General features: G+C 75.3%; 16 protein-coding genes. 6 read left to right on the plus strand and 10 right to left on the minus strand.

The window, feature by feature from the left end; genetic code table 11:
- Window position 1: 1 nt before the first annotated feature.
- A complete protein-coding gene (locus LPA42_RS22940) occupies window positions 2-1,564 on the minus strand; it encodes a Rieske 2Fe-2S domain-containing protein (RefSeq protein ID WP_077936649.1) in 1,563 nt (520 codons plus the stop codon).
- A gap of 266 nt (window positions 1,565-1,830) precedes the next feature.
- On the opposite strand from LPA42_RS22940, the gene LPA42_RS22945 reads away from it, so the two are divergent.
- Window positions 1,831-2,052, plus strand: a complete 222-nt coding sequence (locus LPA42_RS22945; protein ID WP_096761598.1) for a DUF2631 domain-containing protein — start codon at window positions 1,831-1,833, stop codon at window positions 2,050-2,052.
- Between the two features lie 106 nt (window positions 2,053-2,158).
- On the opposite strand, the gene LPA42_RS22950 is transcribed toward LPA42_RS22945, so the two are convergent.
- The 8 genes from LPA42_RS22950 to LPA42_RS22985 form a co-directional block, all read right to left on the minus strand.
- Window positions 2,159-3,370: a DivIVA domain-containing protein gene (locus tag LPA42_RS22950; protein ID WP_228986845.1), complete on the minus strand. Its 1,212-nt coding sequence runs from the start codon at window positions 3,368-3,370 to the stop codon at window positions 2,159-2,161.
- 31 nt (window positions 3,371-3,401) lie between these two features.
- On the minus strand, window positions 3,402-4,553 hold the full coding sequence (rlmN, locus tag LPA42_RS22955; RefSeq protein WP_077936647.1) for a 23S rRNA (adenine(2503)-C(2))-methyltransferase RlmN: 1,152 nt from the start codon (window positions 4,551-4,553) through the stop codon (window positions 3,402-3,404).
- 104 nt (window positions 4,554-4,657) lie between these two features.
- Window positions 4,658-5,977, minus strand: a complete 1,320-nt coding sequence (locus LPA42_RS22960) for a phosphatidate cytidylyltransferase (protein ID WP_077936646.1) — start codon at window positions 5,975-5,977, stop codon at window positions 4,658-4,660.
- Between the two features lie 352 nt (window positions 5,978-6,329).
- Window positions 6,330-6,887 carry a ribosome recycling factor gene (frr, locus tag LPA42_RS22965; protein WP_043962359.1) on the minus strand — a complete coding sequence of 186 codons (558 nt, stop codon included), beginning with the start codon at window positions 6,885-6,887 and terminating at the stop codon, window positions 6,330-6,332.
- An 81-nt stretch (window positions 6,888-6,968) separates the two neighbouring features.
- Window positions 6,969-7,736 (minus strand): UMP kinase, encoded by a 768-nt coding sequence (pyrH, locus tag LPA42_RS22970; protein ID WP_077936645.1) that lies wholly within the window; start codon window positions 7,734-7,736, stop codon window positions 6,969-6,971.
- Window positions 7,737-7,930: 194 nt separating this feature from the next.
- The gene (gene tsf / locus LPA42_RS22975) at window positions 7,931-8,758 is read right to left on the minus strand and encodes a translation elongation factor Ts (RefSeq protein WP_077936644.1); all 828 of its coding nucleotides are present in this window, start codon (window positions 8,756-8,758) and stop codon (window positions 7,931-7,933) included.
- A gap of 153 nt (window positions 8,759-8,911) precedes the next feature.
- Entirely contained in the window at window positions 8,912-9,775 is an 864-nt protein-coding gene (gene rpsB, locus LPA42_RS22980; RefSeq protein ID WP_077936643.1) for a 30S ribosomal protein S2, read from the minus strand.
- Window positions 9,776-10,001: 226 nt separating this feature from the next.
- On the minus strand, window positions 10,002-11,342 hold the full coding sequence (locus tag LPA42_RS22985) for a hypothetical protein (protein ID WP_228986846.1): 1,341 nt from the start codon (window positions 11,340-11,342) through the stop codon (window positions 10,002-10,004).
- 209 nt (window positions 11,343-11,551) lie between these two features.
- Here LPA42_RS22985 and LPA42_RS22990 point away from each other — a divergent pair, with 209 nt between their 5' ends.
- The 5 genes from LPA42_RS22990 to LPA42_RS23010 all read left to right on the plus strand — a co-directional run bounded on the left by LPA42_RS22990 (window position 11,552) and on the right by LPA42_RS23010 (window position 17,082).
- Window positions 11,552-11,911, plus strand: coding sequence for a YraN family protein (locus tag LPA42_RS22990; protein ID WP_043962354.1), 360 nt, complete (start codon window positions 11,552-11,554; stop codon window positions 11,909-11,911).
- A 13-nt stretch (window positions 11,912-11,924) separates the two neighbouring features.
- On the plus strand, window positions 11,925-13,445 hold the full coding sequence (locus tag LPA42_RS22995) for a YifB family Mg chelatase-like AAA ATPase (RefSeq protein ID WP_077936641.1): 1,521 nt from the start codon (window positions 11,925-11,927) through the stop codon (window positions 13,443-13,445).
- A complete protein-coding gene (locus LPA42_RS23000; protein ID WP_077936640.1) occupies window positions 13,442-14,632 on the plus strand; it encodes a DNA-processing protein DprA in 1,191 nt (396 codons plus the stop codon). Before LPA42_RS22995 ends, LPA42_RS23000 begins: the two co-directional genes overlap by 4 nt.
- A gap of 142 nt (window positions 14,633-14,774) precedes the next feature.
- Complete coding sequence (locus LPA42_RS23005; protein WP_077936639.1) at window positions 14,775-15,803, plus strand: tyrosine recombinase XerC; 1,029 nt, start codon at window positions 14,775-14,777, stop codon at window positions 15,801-15,803.
- A 97-nt stretch (window positions 15,804-15,900) separates the two neighbouring features.
- The gene (locus LPA42_RS23010) at window positions 15,901-17,082 is read left to right on the plus strand and encodes an aminotransferase class V-fold PLP-dependent enzyme (protein WP_077936638.1); all 1,182 of its coding nucleotides are present in this window, start codon (window positions 15,901-15,903) and stop codon (window positions 17,080-17,082) included.
- Between the two features lie 171 nt (window positions 17,083-17,253).
- On the opposite strand, the gene LPA42_RS23015 is transcribed toward LPA42_RS23010, so the two are convergent.
- Complete coding sequence (locus tag LPA42_RS23015) at window positions 17,254-17,946, minus strand: murein hydrolase activator EnvC (RefSeq protein ID WP_077936637.1); 693 nt, start codon at window positions 17,944-17,946, stop codon at window positions 17,254-17,256.
- Between the last annotated feature and the right edge of the window lie 60 nt (window positions 17,947-18,006).

Genomic DNA, 18,006 nt, shown 5'->3' on the forward strand with positions numbered 1-18,006 from the left:
GTCAGGGCGTCGGGGCGGACGCGTCCGCGCGGTGCGCCCGGACCTTGTGCCCGACGCTGGTCAGGCAGCGCCCGCTGGGCAGGTCGAACTTCCAGCCGTGCAGCTGGCAGGTGAGCTGGTCGCCCTCGACGATGCCGAACCGGGTCAGGTCCGCCTTCAGGTGCGGGCAGCGGCGCTGCACCACCCAGTCGCCGAGGGTGATGTCCTCGGCGTCGCTGGTGCGCTCGTGCTCGTCGTACCAGCCCTCGGCGTACTGGAGGCGCTCGGTGGACAGGCACTTGAAGAAGGCGTACACGAACTCGTTGTACTGGCCGATCCGGGCCGCCGAGAACCGGCAGGACAGGAAGAGCGAGTTGACCCAGTCGACCTCGCCGATGTATAGCAGGTGCTCCACGAGGGCCCGCTCGGTGCGGAACCGGTAGCGGACCTTCTCGTCGGCGTACGGCCGCACCTCCTTGCCGGGGAAGTCCACCACGATCGACTCGACGCTCTCGCCGTCGTAGTCGACCAGGTCGAAGCGGACCGGGCCGCCGACGCCCTTGGCCAGGTAGATCGACTCCTCCAGCAGCGGCTCGATGCGGCGCTTCATCCCGGCCAGCACGTCGACCTCGGGGTGCCGCCAGGACGCCTTCTCCGCCTCGATGACGCCGCGCTTGCGCTCCCGCATCTCCTCCAGGTGGGCGGCCTTGTTCGCGAAGAACTCCTCGACCGGCTGCGGGTGGGTGGTGGTCGCCCCCGAGGTGGTCACCTCGGCGACGCTGCCCGGCAGCAGCACGATGCCGTTGGTGCCGCCGACCTTCGCGTACTCGGCGAGGAAGACCGACTGGTCGGGGAAGATGTTGCCCTCGTCGCCGTGGATGTCGTTGAACTGCCACAGGTCGTCGTCGAGGAAGCACGGCGGGCCGGCGATCGGGAAGACGTGGTCGGCCTTCAGGTCGGCGATGTAGCGCCAGGTGCGGTCGAACTGCCGCTCCCGCTTCTGCTTGCCGAACGCGGTCTTCGCCGACTGCGGCAGCTCGTAGACCATCGGATACCAGATCGCCCCGGAGAACTGGAGCAGGTGCGCGTGCACGTGACCCAGCTCGGCGAAGACGCTCAGGTCGGTCGGCCGGGCGTCGTTCTGGTTGAGCAGCCGCACCCCGTCGTACTCCACCCACAGCGAGGAGTCGCCGATCGGGCCGTCGGTCGGGCTGGTGAGCGCCTGGATCATGATCCGCAGGCCGCCGTCGAGCTCCACGACCTGCTCGTTCGGGGCCCGCAGGAACTTCGTGAAGCCCAGCGCCCGCAGCTCGTCCTCCATCTCGGAGGTGGGGAACTCGGGCAGCAGGACGGTGGCGTCCTTGGAGACGAAGTCGCGCAGGTGCGCGGCGTCGAAGTGGTCCCGGTGCAGGTGCGACACGTACAGGTAGTCGACGTCGCCGAGGGTCTCCCAGTCGAGCTGGGAGTTGTCGGGAAACGGGAACCACGAGGCGAAGTAGGCGGGATTGACCCACGGGTCGCACAGGATGCTGCCCGCGGCCGTGTCGATCCGCATGCTGGCGTGTCCCGTACCGGTCACTCGCACCGCAGTCCCCCTCAAAAAGACAATCAAGGTGTACGTCCCGACGCTACCGGAGGCAGTCTGGTCGCCGGCCCGCGACGCCGGTAGTGCCCTCCGGCCCGGGTCCTCCGGCCTCCGGCCGGTCCACTGGGCGCCGGTGGCCGGCACGGGGCACCGGCGGTGGGTGCGGGCCGGCGGGTGCGGGGCCGGCGGGAAACCCCCACCGCACGAGGTCAGCCACGGGGCGTGCCAGACTAACCGGAGATCCGATCGCGAGGGAAGGACCGACAGTGGCAGGAAGCGAGCCGGTGACGTCGCCAGATCAGCACAAGCCTGGGCACCGCAAGGCCGGGCGGATCGGCGCGGTGGTCTCCGCGCTGGCGCTGCTGGCCATGCTGTGCGGCAACCACGAGGGCAGGGTCGAGGACATCTGGCTGGTGGGCCTGGCCGTGCTGCTGCTGGCCATCGTCGTCGGCGACACGGTGCTGCGCCGCAACGGCCTGCGGTCCTGACCCCGGCCGGACCGGCACCGCACGAAGGGCCCACCCCGGTCGGGGCGGGCCCTTCGTCGTGTACGCGTGCTGCGGCGCGGGCAGGTCTGCCGCACCCACCGGGCGGTCAGCGGCCGAAGAGGATGTCCTGGACGTCCTTGAGCGCGGCGTCGACCTCGGCCTCGAAGTAGCCGCCCGGCACCAGGCCGAAGCGCAGGGTGTCCAGGTCCTTCGGGTTGACCGGCATCGGGCCCCGGCCGGCCATGCCGCCGAGGATGCCCTCGAAGAGCCGGTCGACCTGGTCCGGGTCGTACCCGCTGCCGAACCGGCGCACCTGGAAGCTGCGGCGGATCTGGTCCACCCGGTGCAGGTCGCTGCCGGGCGGACCGGCCATCGGCGGGCCGCCGGCCGGAGGGCCCCCGACGGGCGGGCCACCCACCGGGGGGCCACCCACGGGCGGGCCGGCCATCGGCGGCGGGCCCCCGATCGGCTGCGGCGGCATGGGCGGGGGGCCGGCGGGGCCACGGCCACGCAGCTCGCGAAGGTCCCGCTCGGGCATCCGGATCTCGGCGGTCATGTCGGCCCGCCCGTGCCGCCCCGCCTCGAAGCCGTCGAAGCGCTGCTCGTCCGGGCCGTAGCCGCCGGGGCCGGGGGGCAGGCCCCGGGGCGGCGGGCCGCCGTGCCCCATGCCGGGGCCGGGGCCGGGGCCCATCGGGCCACCCGGACCCATCGGGCCACCACCCGGGCCACCACCTGGGCCACCTGGGCCGCGAGGTGCGTCGTAGCCGCCGCGCGGCCCGTCGTACCCGCCGGAGAAGCCACCGGTCGGCTCGTCGTACCCGCCGGAGAAACCGCCGGTCGGCTCGTCGTACCGGCCGTAGCGGTCGCCGGGCGGACCGGCCTGCGCCGGCATCGGCCGGGGCGGCATGGGCTGCGGCATCGGCGCGGGCCCCCGGTCGTCACGCATGGTGAGCGGTCCCCGGTCGTCGCGCATCGGGGCGGGCCCCCGGTCGTCGCGCAGCGGCGGGCCCATCCGGTCCGGCGGACCCATCCGGTCGGGCATTCGGGGGTCTGCGCCGCGACCGGGCGAGCCGCCGCGCTCCTCCAACTCGGCCAGCTGCCGCTCGACGCGGTCGAGGTGCAGGTCGACCTGCCACTCGTCGTAGCCGTTGAAGCGGACCCGGAAGACGACGTCGTGGACCTCCTGGGAGGCCACGGGCGCGCCGACGGGCCGGCCGTCGAGCGTCGCCTCGACCCGGTCCAGGAAGGCGTCCACCTCGTCGACCTTGTATCCCCGGCGGAGCGCTTTACGCCGGAAACGCTGACCCTGACTCGCCACTATGTCTCCTGGTCTCGTTCGGTACGCCCCGTCACGCCGTTGCCTCCTGCGGCGTCTCGGTGTCCCTGTCCCCGGCGGCGGCGAGCTGCCCGCACGCGCCGTCGATCTCGCGCCCCCGGGTGTCCCGCACCGTCGTCGAGACCCCGGCGGCGCGCAGACGCCGGACGAACTCCCGCTCGACGGGCTTCGGGCTCGCGTCCCACCGACTGCCCGGGGTCGGGTTGAGCGGGATGAGGTTGACGTGCGCCAACCTGCCGGCCAGCAGCTGGCCGAGGAGGTCGGCCCGCCACGGCTGGTCGTTCACGTTTTTGATCATCGCGTATTCGATCGACACCCGACGCCCCGTGCGGGCCGCGTAGTCCCACGCCGTGTCCAGCACCTCGGCGACCTTCCACCGCTGGTTGACCGGCACGAGTTCGTCGCGCAGCTCATCATCGGGCGCATGCAGGGACAACGCAAGAGTCACCGACAGGTCTTCGCTGGCCAGCCGGCGGATCGCCGGGACCAGGCCGACCGTGGAGACGGTGATGTGCCGCTGGGACAGGCCGAGCCCTTCGGGGGCGGGGGCGACCAGCCGGCGGATCGCCGCGACGACGCGCGAGTAGTTGGCCAGCGGCTCGCCCATGCCCATGAACACGACGTGGGACAGCCGGGGCGGGGAGCCGGCGACCGCGCCGGAGGCGGCCACACCGGCCAGGTAGACCGCCTGGTCGACGATCTCGGCCGTCGACAGGTTGCGGGTCAGCCCGGCCTGGCCGGTGGCGCAGAACGGGCAGGCCATGCCGCAGCCCGCCTGGCTGGAGATGCAGACGGTGACGCGGTCCGGATATCCCATCAGCACGCTCTCCACCAGCGAGCCGTCGTGCAGCCGCCAGAGCGCCTTGCGGGTGGCGCCGTCGTCGCAGGCGAGCTCGCGGACCGGGGTGAGCAGGGTGGGCAGCAGCGCGGCGGCCAGCCTGTCCCGGGTGGCCGCAGGCAGGTCGGTCATCGACGCGGGGTCGCGGACCAGACGGCCGAAGTAGTGGGTGGACATCTGCTTCGCGCGGAACGCCGGCTCGCCCAGCTCGGCCACCAGGGCCTGCCGGGCCGGCAGGTCGAGGTCGGCGAGGTGACGGGGCGGCATGGCCGCGCGGCGTGCGGCGGGGGCGTCCGAGGTGACAGGGATCAGGGGAAGGCTCGTCATGACCCGTCCAGTCTCCCACGCCGTTCGCCCGACGCACCTGGCCGGAGGTGCCGAATCGGACCCGACCACGCGGCCGGAACGGGCTGACCGGCGTGATTCATGCCTCAGCCCACCACCGGGACGAAAACCGCCAGCAACAGGTACGCGGTGGGCACCGCGAACAGGATCGAGTCGAGGCGGTCCATCAGGCCGCCGTGGCCGGGCAGCAGGTTGCTCATGTCCTTCACGCCGAGATCCCGCTTGATCATGGACTCGGCCAGGTCGCCGAGGACCGCCGCGCAGGACACGGCCACGCCGAACAGGGCGCCCCACCAGGGGGCCACGTCGAACAGCAGCCAGATCAGCAGGGCACTGCCCGCCGCCGCCGCGGTGACCGAGCCGGCGAAGCCCTCCCAGGACTTCTTCGGGCTGATCGAGGGGGCCATCGGATGCTTGCCGAGGTTGGCCCCCGCCGCGTACCCGCCGGTGTCGGAGAGCACCACCGCGACCAGGGTGACCAGCACGCGCAGGTGGCCGTCGCCGGGCGCGGCGGCGAGCATCGCCGCGAAGCCGCCGAGGAACGGCACGTACACGGCGATGAGGGTGGCCGCCGTCAGGTCGCGCTGGTAGTCGCCCGGCCCGTCGCCCAGCCGCCAGATCATCGTGCCGAGCACGGTGACCAGCAGGCCGAGGCAGAGCGCGTCGGGGCCGGCGAACCAGGCCAGGCCGACCGTGAGCACGCCGCCGGCGATCAGCGGCACCAGCGGCGGGTGGGCCCCGCTGCGGCGGACCGCCCGGGCCATCTCCCAGATGCCGATCGCGATCGCGGCGGCGAGCACGAGAAGGAAGGCGGGCAGGTAGAAGAAGAGCGGCAGCAGGACGGCCGCGCCGAGGCCGACGCCCACCCCGATCGCCGCCGGCAGGTTGCGGCCGGCGCGGCCGGGCGAGGGCTGCTGGGTGGGCGGGCGCTCGGCGCTCGCCCGTCGCCGGCCGGGCCCGCGCCGCCCCCGGGGCGGCTCCGGCTCGGCACCGCCGCCGGGCGGGTACGCCGGGCCGGCCGACTCGTCGGGCGGGTACGCCGCACCGGCCGGCGGGCCGCCGGGGAGGGGCCCGTCGGGGCGCTCGGGAGCGGGCCTTCCACCCGCCCCCGGGGCACCGGGCCAGCCCGGTCGGTCGACGGGGTCACCGGGCCGCGACGGCTCGTCGGGCACCGGGCGGGCACCGTACGGGTCGGTGGCGTCCGCGTCGAACGGCTCCGGGCGCCCCGCCGGGCGGCGCGTCTCGGGCCGGCCGCCCGGGACGGCGGGAGCGTACGCGTCGGTGGTGGCGCTGCGGGCCCACTGCCCCGGCTCCAGATCACGGTCGGGCCAGGGGAGCGCGGCCGGGGCGTCCGGCCGGTCCCAGCTGCGGGACTCGGGGCTGCGGTAGGGGTCGAGGTGGGACATCACGCACCGAACGGACGCGGTACGGGGCTCACCACATGACGTACGACCAAGACCATCCCCTACGACGACTGTTCCGTCCGATTGACCGGCGCGACGGCCGGGCGATCCCGCCCGTTCACCGCGTGGTGGCCGGAATCGTGCCGAGCCTACTGCACGGGTCGCCCCGGCAGGGTGGACGAGCCCTCCGTGCCGCCACCGGCGGTGCGCCCCGGGTTCGCCCGGTTTCGGCCCGTGACGACGAGGGGCGATTCGGCCCGTGACGACGCAGGCACCGGCGCCGCCGCCCGACGACGGCGGCACACCGGTGCCACGGCAGGTCACGCGCGACGGCCCCGGCGGGGGCCGTCGCGGCTCAGACCTCGAGCAGCTCGCTCTCCTTGTGCTTGACCAGCTCGTCGACGGTGGCGACGAACTTCTGGGTCAGGTCGTCGAGGTCCTTCTCGGCGCGCCGGCCCTCGTCCTCGCCGACCTCGCCGTCCTTGACCAGCCGGTCCAGCTCCTCCTTGCCCTTGCGGCGGATGTTGCGCACCGCCACCTTGGCCTCCTCGCCCTTGTGCCGGGCCACCTTGATCATCTCGCGGCGGCGCTCCTCGGTCATCTGCGGCAGCAGGATGCGCAGCTGGTTGCCCTCGTTGTTCGGGTTCACGCCGAGGTCCGAGTCGCGGATCGCCCGCTCCATGGCGCCGATCTGCGAGTTGTCGTACGGCTTGATGATGACCATGCGCGGCTCGGGGACCCCGATGGACGCCATCTGGGGCAGCGGCGTGGGGGTGCCGTAGTAGTCGATGATGACCTTGGAGAACATGGCGGCGTTGGCGCGACCGGTGCGGATGGCGCCGAACTCCTCCTTGGCGTGCTCGATGGCCCGCTCCATCTTCTCCTCGGCCTCGAGGAGGGTGTCGTCGATCACCGGTCTCCTCGCCTCCTTCTTTGTGCTCGTCGTGGGCTGTGCTGTGGTGTCGCGGGGCCGTCTCGCGCGGCCCGCAGCCGCTCAGGCGGTGATCAGGGTGCCGATCTTGTCGCCACCCACCGCACGGATGATCGTGTCGTCGCCCTGCGCGCCGAAGACCAGCATCGGCAGGCCGTTCTCCATGCAGAGGCTGAACGCGGCGGCGTCGGCGACCCGCAGGTTGCGGCGGAGCACCTCGGAGAAGGTGATCGAGTCGAGCTTGCTGGCGGTCGGGTCGATCCGGGGGTCGGCGGTGTAGACGCCGTCCACGCCGTTCTTGCTCATCAGCACCACGTCGGCCCGGATCTCCAGGGCCCGCTGGGCGGCCACCGTGTCGGTGGAGAAGTACGGCATGCCCGCGCCCGCCCCGAAGATGACCACCCGGCCCTTCTCCAGGTGCCGGATCGCGCGCAGCGGGATGTAGGGCTCGGCGACCTGGGCCATCGTGATGGCGCTCTGCACCCGGGTCTCGATGCCCTCCTTCTCCAGGAAGTCCTGCAGGGCCAGGCAGTTCATCACGGTGCCCAGCATGCCCATGTAGTCGGCGCGGGCGCGGTCCATGCCCCGCTTCTGCAGCTCCGCGCCGCGGAAGAAGTTGCCGCCACCGACCACCACGGAGACCTGCACGCCGCGGCGGACCACGGTGGCGATCTGCCGCGCGATGGCCTGGACGACGTCGGGGTCGACACCGATCGCGCCGCCGCCGAAGACCTCGCCGGACAGCTTCAGCACCACCCGGCGGGCCCGGCCGGGCGGTGGGGCGGTCGGATCATCCGCCCCCAGGCTCCGGTCACTCACAACCTGCGTCATCCGCCCCGCCCTTCCCCGGCCGCACCCCACGTGCCCCGGTTACCGCGTACCTGCCGTCGCTGACCCTACGCCGCCGGTTCGGCGACACGGGCCAGGCATGGGACGAGGAGGCCGCGGTGCCTGTCACGTACACCAGCGGCCTCCTCGTCGATGTTCCCTGCCCCCGGGCGCGCGTCACGCGCCCGACCGGCGGCTCAGGCCTGGCCGACCTCGAACCGCAGGAAGCGGGTCACCTCGATGCCGGCCTCGGCCAGCACCTGCTTCACGGTCTTCTTGTTGTCGGCGACCGACGCCTGCTCGATCAGGACGTAGTCCTTGAAGAAGGCGTTGACCCGGCCCTCGACGATCTTCGGCAGCGCCGCCGCGGGCTTGTTCTCCTCGAGGGCGGTCTGCTCGGCGATGCGCCGCTCGGACTCGACGACGTCGGCCGGCACCTCGTCACGGGTGAGGTACTTCGGCCGCATCGCGGCGATCTGCATGGCGACAGCGCGGGCGTCGGCGTCCCCGGCCTCGTCGGTCTTGCCGGCGTACTCCACCAGCACGCCGACCGCCGGCGGCAGGTCCTGGCTCTTGCGGTGCAGGTAGACCGCGACGGTGCCGTCCAGCTTGGCGAAGCGGTTGAGCACCAGCTTCTCGCCGATCTTGGCGGACTGCTCCTGGATCAGGTCGGCGACCGGCTTGCCGTCGATGCTGCTGGCGAGCAGCTCCTCGGCGGAGGTCGCGCCGCTGGCCTCGCCGTGCTCGACGAGCTGCTGGGCCAGCGCGATGAAGGCGTCGTTCTTGGCGACGAAGTCGGTCTCGCAGTTGAGCTCCAGCAGCGCCTTGCCCGAGTGGGCGACCAGGCCGTTGGCGGCCGTGCGGCCGGCCCGCTTGCCGACGTCCTTCGCGCCCTTGACGCGCAGGATCTCGATGGCCTTGTCGAAGTCGCCCTCGGCCTCGGTCAGCGCCTTCTTGGAGTCCATCATGCCGGCGCCGGTGAGGTCGCGGAGCTTCTTGACGTCCGCGGCGGTGAAGTTGGACATGACTCTCTCTTCGGTGTTGGGACTCGGTGGGTTGGTCTGGGGGCCGGGTGGGTCGAGCCGGGGCCGGTCACCCGGATCCGGGCCGGGCGTGCCCGGCGTACCCGCCGCGCCCCGCCGCCCGGGGAAACGGGCGGCGGGGGCACGGCGGCGCGGTCACTCCGCGGCGGCGGCCGCCGGCTGCTCGGCCGGCTGCTCGGCGGCGGGCTGCGCCGGCTGCTCGTCGGCCTTCTTCGGCTCCTCGAGCAGCTCGCGCTCCCACTCGGCCAGCGGCTCGTCGGCGCCGACCTGGCCCGGCTCCGGCTTCTCGTCGCCGCCCCGGCGACGGCCCGAGCGGGCGATGAGGCCGTCGGCGACGGCGGCGGCCACGACCCGGGTCAGCAGCTCGGCCGAGCGGATCGCGTCGTCGTTGCCCGGGATCGGGAAGTCGACCTCGTCGGGGTCGCAGTTGGTGTCGAGCACCGCGATCACCGGGATGCCCAGCTTGCGGGCCTCGTCGACGGCGATGTGCTCCTTCTTGGTGTCGACGATCCAGACCGCGGCCGGGAGCTTCTGCATGTCCCGCAGACCACCGAGGGTCTTGGTGAGCTTGATCTTCTCGCGGGAGAGCTGAAGGGTCTCCTTCTTGGTGTAACCGGCGGCGGTGCCGCTCAGGTCACCCAGCGCCTCCAGCTCCTTCATCCGCTGGAGCCGCTTGTACACCGTCTGGAAGTTGGTCAGCATGCCGCCGAGCCAGCGGTGGTTGACGTACGGCTGGCCGACCCGGGTCGCCTGCTCGGAGATGGCCTCCTGGGCCTGCTTCTTGGTGCCCACGAAGAGGATGCTGCCGCCCTCGGCCACCGTGTTGCGCACGAACTCGTACGCCTTCTCGATGTAGTCGAGGGTCTGGCGCAGGTCGATGATGTAGATACCGTTGCGCTCGGTGAAGATGAAGCGCTTCATCTTCGGGTTCCAGCGGCGGGTCTGGTGCCCGAAGTGGACACCGCTCTCCAGCAGCTGACGCATGGTCACGACGGCCATGGTGGGGTACTCCTTGTGATCCCTGGTTACGCCGCCCGGCCGGCGGCCGGGCGTCCTGGCGCCCGGTCGCCGGCCGTGGTGGGCCCGATCATGATCGGGACCAGGGAGGCCGCCGCCCCACGAGACGTGGAGAGGGCGCGCGAGGTCGACCGCGCGAGGCGGTCGCCAAGCGCCCAGTGTACGCCCCTGCCCGGCCCGCCGGTCAGCGGGCGGCGAGGGCGGCGGCTCAGCGGGCGGCGAGGGCGGCGGCGAGGAACAGCACCAGGCCCACCGTCAGGTACGCCGTCGGCGGGCGGAGCCAGCCCCGGCCGCCGTCGGTGAGCGCGAGACCGCCCGTGCGCAGCCCGTAGAGCCCGATGCCGAAGATCGGCAGCCCGCCGACCAGGAAGGTGCCCACCACGACGTCGGCCGCCGACAGCGGGTCACCGAGCAGGCCGTGGCGCAGCACCCGCAGGGCCGGGACCTCGAAGACCACCACCAGCACCGCGATCAGCACGGCGAGCGCCGGGCGGCGGGTGCGGTAGACGCCGTCGGAGGGCGCCGGGCCGGGTCGCCGCAGCCCGTCCGGGGCGTACGCCGGGTCCAGGCCTGCCGGCGGCAGGTCCGGACGGGGCGCCACCGGGGGCATGGGCCCGGTCGGCAGGTCCAGCGGATGCGGCGGCTCGGCGGGGCGGCCCGGCTCGGCGGCGCGCGCCGGCTCCGCCGCGCTGGCGGCGACCGCGGCCCGGTCGAGCGGGCCCCACTCCCCCGCGCCCCGGTCCGCCGGCCCGTCCGGGCGGCCGGGCTCGGCGTAGCGGCCCGACTCGCCGGTGCGACCCGGCTCGATGATCGGGTATCCGCCGAGCGGCTCCGGCCCGCGCCCCACCTGGTCGACGCCGAGCGGGTCCGCGTCGAGCGGGGCGTCCCGGGGACCCGCCTCGCGCGGCGGACCGGACAGCAGAGCGCCCTCGCGCGCCGGACCGGGCAGCGACCGGTCATCGCGCCCCGGAGCGGACAGAGCCCGGTCCTCGGGCGCCAGGCCGGGCAGCGACCGGTCGTCGCGCGCCGGGCCGGACGGGGAGCGGTCGTCGTGCCCCGGGGCGGAGACCGGCGTGGGGCGCTGGCCGATGGTCAGCGGGAACTCCACGGCCCGCTGGGCGGGCGGCAGCGGGAACTCGACGGAGTGCTGACCGGCCGGCAGCGCCGCGTCGGCGGACGGGGCCGGTTCGGCGGCCCGCGCCGCCCGGCGCGCCTCCCGCTCGGCGGCGAGTTCGTCCATCGACACCCCGAACGAGCCCGTGTCGGACCGGCGGGACCGCGCGGGACGGTAACTGTCCGTGTCGGGGTCGGTGGCCCCGAACGCGTCGTCCGCGCCGTGCCGCCCGGTCTCGCCGTACCGGCCCACGGGCGGGTCGGTCAACTCGTCGTAACGCCGCTCGCCCGTGTCGCCGCGCTGGTCAGGGACGCGGAACTCGTCCGCTCGATAGCGGTCGTCGCCCGCCGGACGCCAGTCCGACTCGCCGTACCCGCGCTCGCCGGGGTACCAACGCGACTCCTGATCTTCGGGAAAGCTCCGTCGTGCGTTCACGATCGGCACCGTATGTGACAGGCGCACCCCCGCGCCATCCGGACGGACGGCGCGTCGGCGGCGACAAACCGCAGGAGTACGCGGAAACGGACACCGCCCGGCCGTCCGCACATAGCACAGCAAGGGCATGATCGTCCGTTCGTCCACAACCGCCTCCGTCGTCCACAGGCGTACGGCGGAGGCGGCCCCGGTTCGGCATGGTGCCGCCCATGACGAAGCGGAACCAGGCCGTCGGCGCGTACGGGGAACGATGCGCCGTCCGGCACCTGATCGGAGCCGGGCTGCGCCCGGTCGCCCGCAACTGGCGCTGCCCCGCCGGTGAGATCGACATCATCGCCTGGGACGGCCCCGTGCTCGCCTTCTGCGAGGTGAAGACCCGACGCACCACCCACTACGGGACGCCGGCCGAGGCGGTCGTGCCGGCGAAGGCTCGGCGGCTGCGGGGGCTGGCGGCCCGCTGGCTCGCCGAGACCGGCACCACGGCCGGCGAGGTGCGCTTCGACGTCCTCTCCGTCGAGCTGCCCGACGCCGGCGCGGCCCGGGTCGAGCACCTCAAGGGCGCGTTCTGATGGGCGGCCGGGCGTGAGCTACGCGAAGGTGCTCTGCGTCGGCCTGGTCGGGGTGACCGGGCACGTGGTGGAGGTGGAGGCGGACCTCGCCCCGGGGCTGCCGGCCGTGGCGATCTCCGGGCTGCCGGACACCGCCCTGCACGAGGCCCGCGACCGGGTCCGCGCCGCGATCGTCAACTCCGGCCAGCGCTGGCCCAACCGGCGGATCACCCTCAACCTGCTGCCGGCCACGCTGCCGAAGTTCGGTTCGGCCTTCGATTTGGCGATCGCGGTGGCGCTGCTCGGCGGCTCCGGCGAGCTGCCGCTGCTGCCGCTGGAACGGGTGGTCGTGCTCGGGGAGCTGGGGCTCGACGGCACCGTCCGGCCGGTGCGCGGGGTGCTGCCCATGGTGGCCGCCGCCGCGCGGGCCGGGCTGCACCGGGTGGTCGTCCCGGTGGGCAACGCCGCCGAGGCGGCGGTCGTCCCGGGCGTCCGGGTGCGCGCCGTGGACACGCTGCACCGGATGGTCGACTTCGTCCGGGACGGCACGCCGCTGATCGAGCCGCCCGGCCCCGCCCCGGTGGAGGGGCCGGACGGGCCGGACCTGTCGGAGGTGGCCGGGCAGGCGCTGGGCCGGCGGGCTCTGGAGGTGGCCGCCGCCGGCGGGCACCACCTGGCGTTGTTCGGGCCGCCCGGCGCGGGCAAGACCATGCTCGCCGAGCGCCTGCCGTCGATCCTGCCCGCGCTGGACGACGACGCGGCGCTGGAGGTCACCGCGCTGCACTCGATCGCCGGGCTGCTGCCAGCCGGCGGTCGCCTGCTGCGCCGCCCGCCGTTCCAGGCCCCGCACCACACCGCCACGGTGGCCTCCCTGGTCGGCGGCGGGTCCGGGCTGGCCCGCCCCGGCGCGGTGTCGCTCGCCCACCGTGGGGTGCTGTTCCTCGACGAGGCGCCGGAGTTCGGCAAGGGTGCCCTGGAGGCGCTGCGGCAGCCACTGGAGCACGGCCGGGTGCAGCTCGCCCGCAGTCGGGGCGGCACCGAATACCCGGCCCGGACGCAGCTCGTGCTGGCGGCCAACCCGTGCCCCTGCGCGCGGCCGGCCGGCGACGCGTACTGCGAGTGCGCGCCGCTGGTCCGCCGGCGCTACCTCGGCCGGCTCTCGGGCCCGCTGCTGGACCGCATCGACGTGCAGGTGACCCTGCCGCCGCTGCGGGCGGCGGAGCTGATGGAGGCGGGGGCGACCGGCGAGTCGTCGGCCACGGTCGCGGCCCGGGTGGCGGCCGCCCGCCGGGCCGCGGCCGACCGCTGGGCAGGCAGCGGCTGGCGGGTCAACGCGGAGGTGCCCGGCCCCTGGCTGCGCCGGCCGCCGTGGCGGCTGCCCGGGCGGGACACCCGGGAGCTGCGCGGGCGGCTCGACTCCGGGTCGCTGTCGGCGCGCGGCTTCGACCGGGTCGTCCGGATGGCGTGGACGATCGCCGACCTCGACGGGCGGGACCGCCCGCACGCCGACGACGTCCGGGAGGCGATGCAGCTGAGGATGGGGGACGGGGCGTGAACGGCGACGACGACCGGCTGGCCCGGGTGGCGTTGACCTGGTTGGCCGAGCCGGGCACCCGCTCGGTGCACCGGCTGGTCGACGAGCTCGGCGCGGCCGGCGCACTGGATCTGCTGCTGCGCGGCGGGGCACCGGACGACCGGCTGCGCGCCGCCGTGGCCGCCCGCTGCCGGGACGGGGACGCCCGGGCGGTGGCGGCCGACGCCCTGGCCCGCGCGGAACGGCTGGGCGCCCGGCTCGTCACCCCCGGCGACGGGGAGTGGCCCGTCACCGTCGAGCACCTGCGCCGGCTGGCCCTGCCCGGCACCACCCGCCGGGTGGACGTCGAGACCGCGCCCCCGCTCTGCTTCTGGGTGCGCGGCGGGTGGCCGCTCGGCGACGCGCTGGACCGGGCGGTCTCGGTGGTCGGCGCGCGGGCCGCCACCCCGTACGGGGTGCACGTCGCCACCGAGCTGGGCTACGGGCTGGCCGACCGGGACTGGACGGTGGTCTCCGGCGGCGCGTTCGGCATCGACGCGGCGGCGCACCGGGGCGCGCTCAACGCGGGCGGGCTGACGGTGGCGGTGCTCGCCTGCGGGATCGACCGGCCGTACCCGATGGGCAACACCGCGCTGTTCGACCGCATCGGCGAGACCGGGCTGCTGGTCAGCGAGTGGCCGCCCGGGTCGGAGCCGCTGCGGCCCCGGTTCCTCATCCGCAACCGGGTGATCGCGGCGGCGACCCGGGGCACGGTGCTGGTGGAGGCGTCGGCCCGCAGCGGCGCGACGCAGACCGTCAACCGGGCCCTCGCCGCCGGCCGGCGCGCCATGGTGGTGCCGGGGCCGGTCACCTCCGCGATGTCGGTCGGTGCCCACGAGCTGCTCCGCGAGCACCCGTCGGCCCGGCTGGTCACCGGCGTGGCGCACGTGCTGGAGGAGGTCGGCCGGATCGGCGCCGACCTCGCCCCGCCCGCACGCGCCCCGCAGCGTCCCCGGGACCTGCTCGACGACGAGGCGACGCAGGTGCTGGAGTCGATGCCCCGCCGCGGGGCGGTCGGCGTCGACCGGTTGGCCGCCCGCGCCGGTGTGGACGTCCGGACCGCCCTGCGCAAGCTCTCCCTGCTGGAGGAGCTGGGCCTGGTGCGCCGGCGCGACGACGGGTACGCGCTGGCCACCAGCCCCGCCCGCGCCCCGGCGAGGCCCCGGTGAGCCGCCGGCGCCAGGTGCCGCCCGCCGCACCGACCCGGCCGCGTCGGTGCCCGGCCGGGCTCGCCGCGCGCTCGTAAGCTGAGCCGGTGCGAGGCCATGGACGGGTGCGGCGGCGGGTGGCGGGCGCGCGGGGCGGTCCCCGGTGAGCCGGGCCGGTCCCGACAGCAGGGCGACGCACGCGGCGCTGCCGACGCCGATGCGGGAGGCGGTCGACGACTTCGCCGACCACCTGGCCCGGGTGCGCAACCGCTCGGCGCACACCGTCCGCGCGTACGTCGGCGACCTGGTCTCCCTGCTCGACCACGCCGCCCGGATGGGCTGCGCCGAGGTGGCGGGCCTCGACCTGGGCGTGGTGCGCAGCTGGCTGGCGAAGCAGCGCACGACCGGGGCGGCCCGCACCACGATGGCGCGCCGGGCCGCCGCGGCGCGCGCCTTCAGCGCGTGGGCCCACCGCGCCGGGCTGATGCCGACCGACGTGGCCGCGCCGCTGGCAAGCCCCCGTGCCCACCGGGAGCTGCCGACCGTGCTCCGCGCCGACCAGGCGGCCGCCCTGATGCGGGCACCGGCCGGCCCCGGGGACCCGGGAGGCGGAGTGCCCCCGCAGGGGCCCGGTTCCGCCGACGTCCACCCGGCCGGCGGCGGGGAGCGGGAGGCGGCGGTGGCGCGCGGGGTGCTGCTGCGCGACCGGGTCCTGCTCGAACTGCTCTACGCCACCGGCGTACGGATCAGCGAGGCGTGCGGCCTGGACACCGCCGACGTGGACCACGGCCGCCGCGTGGTGCGGGTGCTCGGCAAGGGCTCCCGGGAGCGGTCCGTGCCGTACGGGGCGCCGGCGCAACGCGCCCTCGACGAGTGGCTGCGGGCCGGGCGGCCCGCGCTGGCCGGCCCGGGTTCCGGGGACGCGCTGCTGCTGGGGGCGCGGGGTGGGCGGCTGCACCCGACGACGGCGCGGCGGGTCGTCGCCGGGTACGCCGAGGCCGCCGGCCTGCCCCGGACCACCCCGCACGGCCTGCGCCACTCGGCCGCCACCCACCTGCTGGAGGGCGGCGCGGACCTGCGGGCGGTGCAGGAGCTGCTGGGGCACTCGTCGCTGGGCAGCACGCAGATCTACACCCACGTGTCGGTCGAGCGGCTGCGGGCCGCGTACCGGCAGGCCCACCCGCGCGCCTGAGCCGGACGGTCCCCACCCCGGCCGACGGGGGCCGACCCCGCGGCGGTCCGGTCCTCGTCGCAGGGCGCGGCCCACCGTGCCGGGCTACGATCATGCGATGAGCGCGCCGCAGCCGCCCGAACCCATCCCCGGCGCCCGGCTGCTCTTCTCGCTGGACCCGGCGGTGAGCCACCTCAACCACGGCTCGTTCGGCGCGGTGCCGGTCAACGTGCAGCGCGTCCAGCAGCGGCTGCGCGACGAGATGGAGGCGAACCCGCTGCGCTTCTTCGGGCTCAGCCTGGTGGACCGGATCACCCACACCCGCCGGCACCTGGCCGCCTTCCTCGGCGCCGACCCGGACGGCACCGCCCTGGTCGGCAACGCCACCACCGGCGTCGCCGTGGTGCTGCAGTCGCTGGGCCTGCGCCCCGGCGACGAGGTGCTCACCACCGACCACGGCTACGGCGCGGTCGGCTTCTCCGTCGACCGCGAGTGCCGGCGCACCGGGGCGACCCGGCGGACCCTGCCGGTGCCGTTGACCGCGACCGACGAGCAGGTCGTCGAGATCGTCCGCGCCGGGCTGCGCCCCGGCCGCACCAAGCTGCTCGTCGTCGACCAGCTCACCTCCGCCACCGCCCGCCTGTTCCCGGTCGCGGCGATCGTCGCGGCGGCCCGCACCCACGGGGTGCCGGTGCTCGTCGACGCCGCCCACGCGCCGGGCATGCTGGCGACCCCCGTGGCGAGCATCGGCGCGGACTTCTGGGTGGGCAACCTGCACAAGTGGGGGTACGCCCCGCGCGGCACCGCCGCGCTGGTGGTGGCGCCGCCGTGGCGGGACCGGATGGAGCCGCTGGTGGTCTCCTGGGAGCAGGATGCCGGCTTCCCGGGCAACGTCGAGTGGCAGGCGACCCTGGACTACACGTCGTGGCTCGCCGCGCCGGCCGGCGTCTGGACCCTGCGCAGCCTCGGCGTCGAGCGGGTACGCGCGCACAACGCCGCGCTGGCCGCGTACGGGCAGCGGGTGCTGGGGGACGCGCTGGGGGTGGCGCCGGCCGACCTGCCGGAGCCCGGCGGGCCGACGGTGGCCATGCGGATCGTCCCGCTGCCGGCCGGGCTGGCCACCACGATCGAGGCCGCCCGCGCGCTGCGCGAGCGGATCGCCGAGGAGCTGTCGGCCGAGGTGGCGGTGATGTCCTGGGACGGTCGCGGCTGGCTGCGGGTGTGCGGCCAGGTCTACAACGCGCCGCACGAGTACGAACGCCTCGCCGCCCGGCTGCCGGCGCTGCTCGCCCAGCGCTGACGACCGGCACGTGCTGGCCCCTGCCCCGCCAGGCCGGCGACATGGGGGGCATCGTGGGGCCGGGATGCCACCATGTGCAGCGGTGAGACGCCACCCGCAGGCGCGTGGCGTCGACTCGCCGACCGGGTGAGCGCGCCCGGGGCAGCCGAGCGGCCCGGGCCGGGGCGACGGTCAGAGCGGCAGCAGCCGGACGGGGCCGAGGCCGAGCAGGGCCGTCGGGTCCAGGTATTCCTCGCCCCGGCGCAGGCCCCAGTGCAGGCAGGCCCGGTCCGGGCAGCCCACGTGCCCGGGTTGCAGCCGGCCCAGCGGCGCCCCCGCCGCCACCGGGTCACCGGCCCGGACGCCGGGTGCCACCGGCTCGTAGGTGGTCCGCAGCCCGGCGCTGTGCCCGATGGTGATCACGGGACGCCCGGCGACCTGCCCGGCGAAGAGCACCACCCCGGTCCCGGCGGCGCGGACCACGGCCCCCGGCTCGGCGCTCAGGTCGACACCCCGGTGCCCGGGCAGCCATGGCTGCGGCGGCGGCTCGAAGCGGCGGGTGAGGCGCGGCGCCCCGTCGAGCGGCCACCGGAAGGCAGGTGATCCGGAACCGGAGTCGGAACCGACCGGGCCGGGACCGACCGGGCCGGGAACAGCCGAGCCGGGAGCGACCGGGCCGGGAGCGACCGGGCCGAAGCCGGAGGTGGCGGAAGCGACCGACGTGAAGCCGGAGGTGGCGGCGAGGAGGAACCCGCACAGGACGGTCCCGGCCGCCGCAGCCGAACGTGACCGGCTCAGGCCCGGCGAGCCACCGCCCGTGCCAGGGCCACCCGCGCCGGTGCTCCTGCCCAGGCCGGGTTCGCCCGGCGCGTGCCTCGTCCACATGCCAGGCAGCGTGCCGGAATCCCGGGGTGCCCGCCACCGCCCGCGGCTCGCCTGTGGACG

The sequence above is a fragment of the Micromonospora sp. DH13 genome (assembly GCF_020873825.1).
In the GTDB taxonomy this organism is placed as follows: domain Bacteria; phylum Actinomycetota; class Actinomycetes; order Mycobacteriales; family Micromonosporaceae; genus Micromonospora; species Micromonospora haikouensis.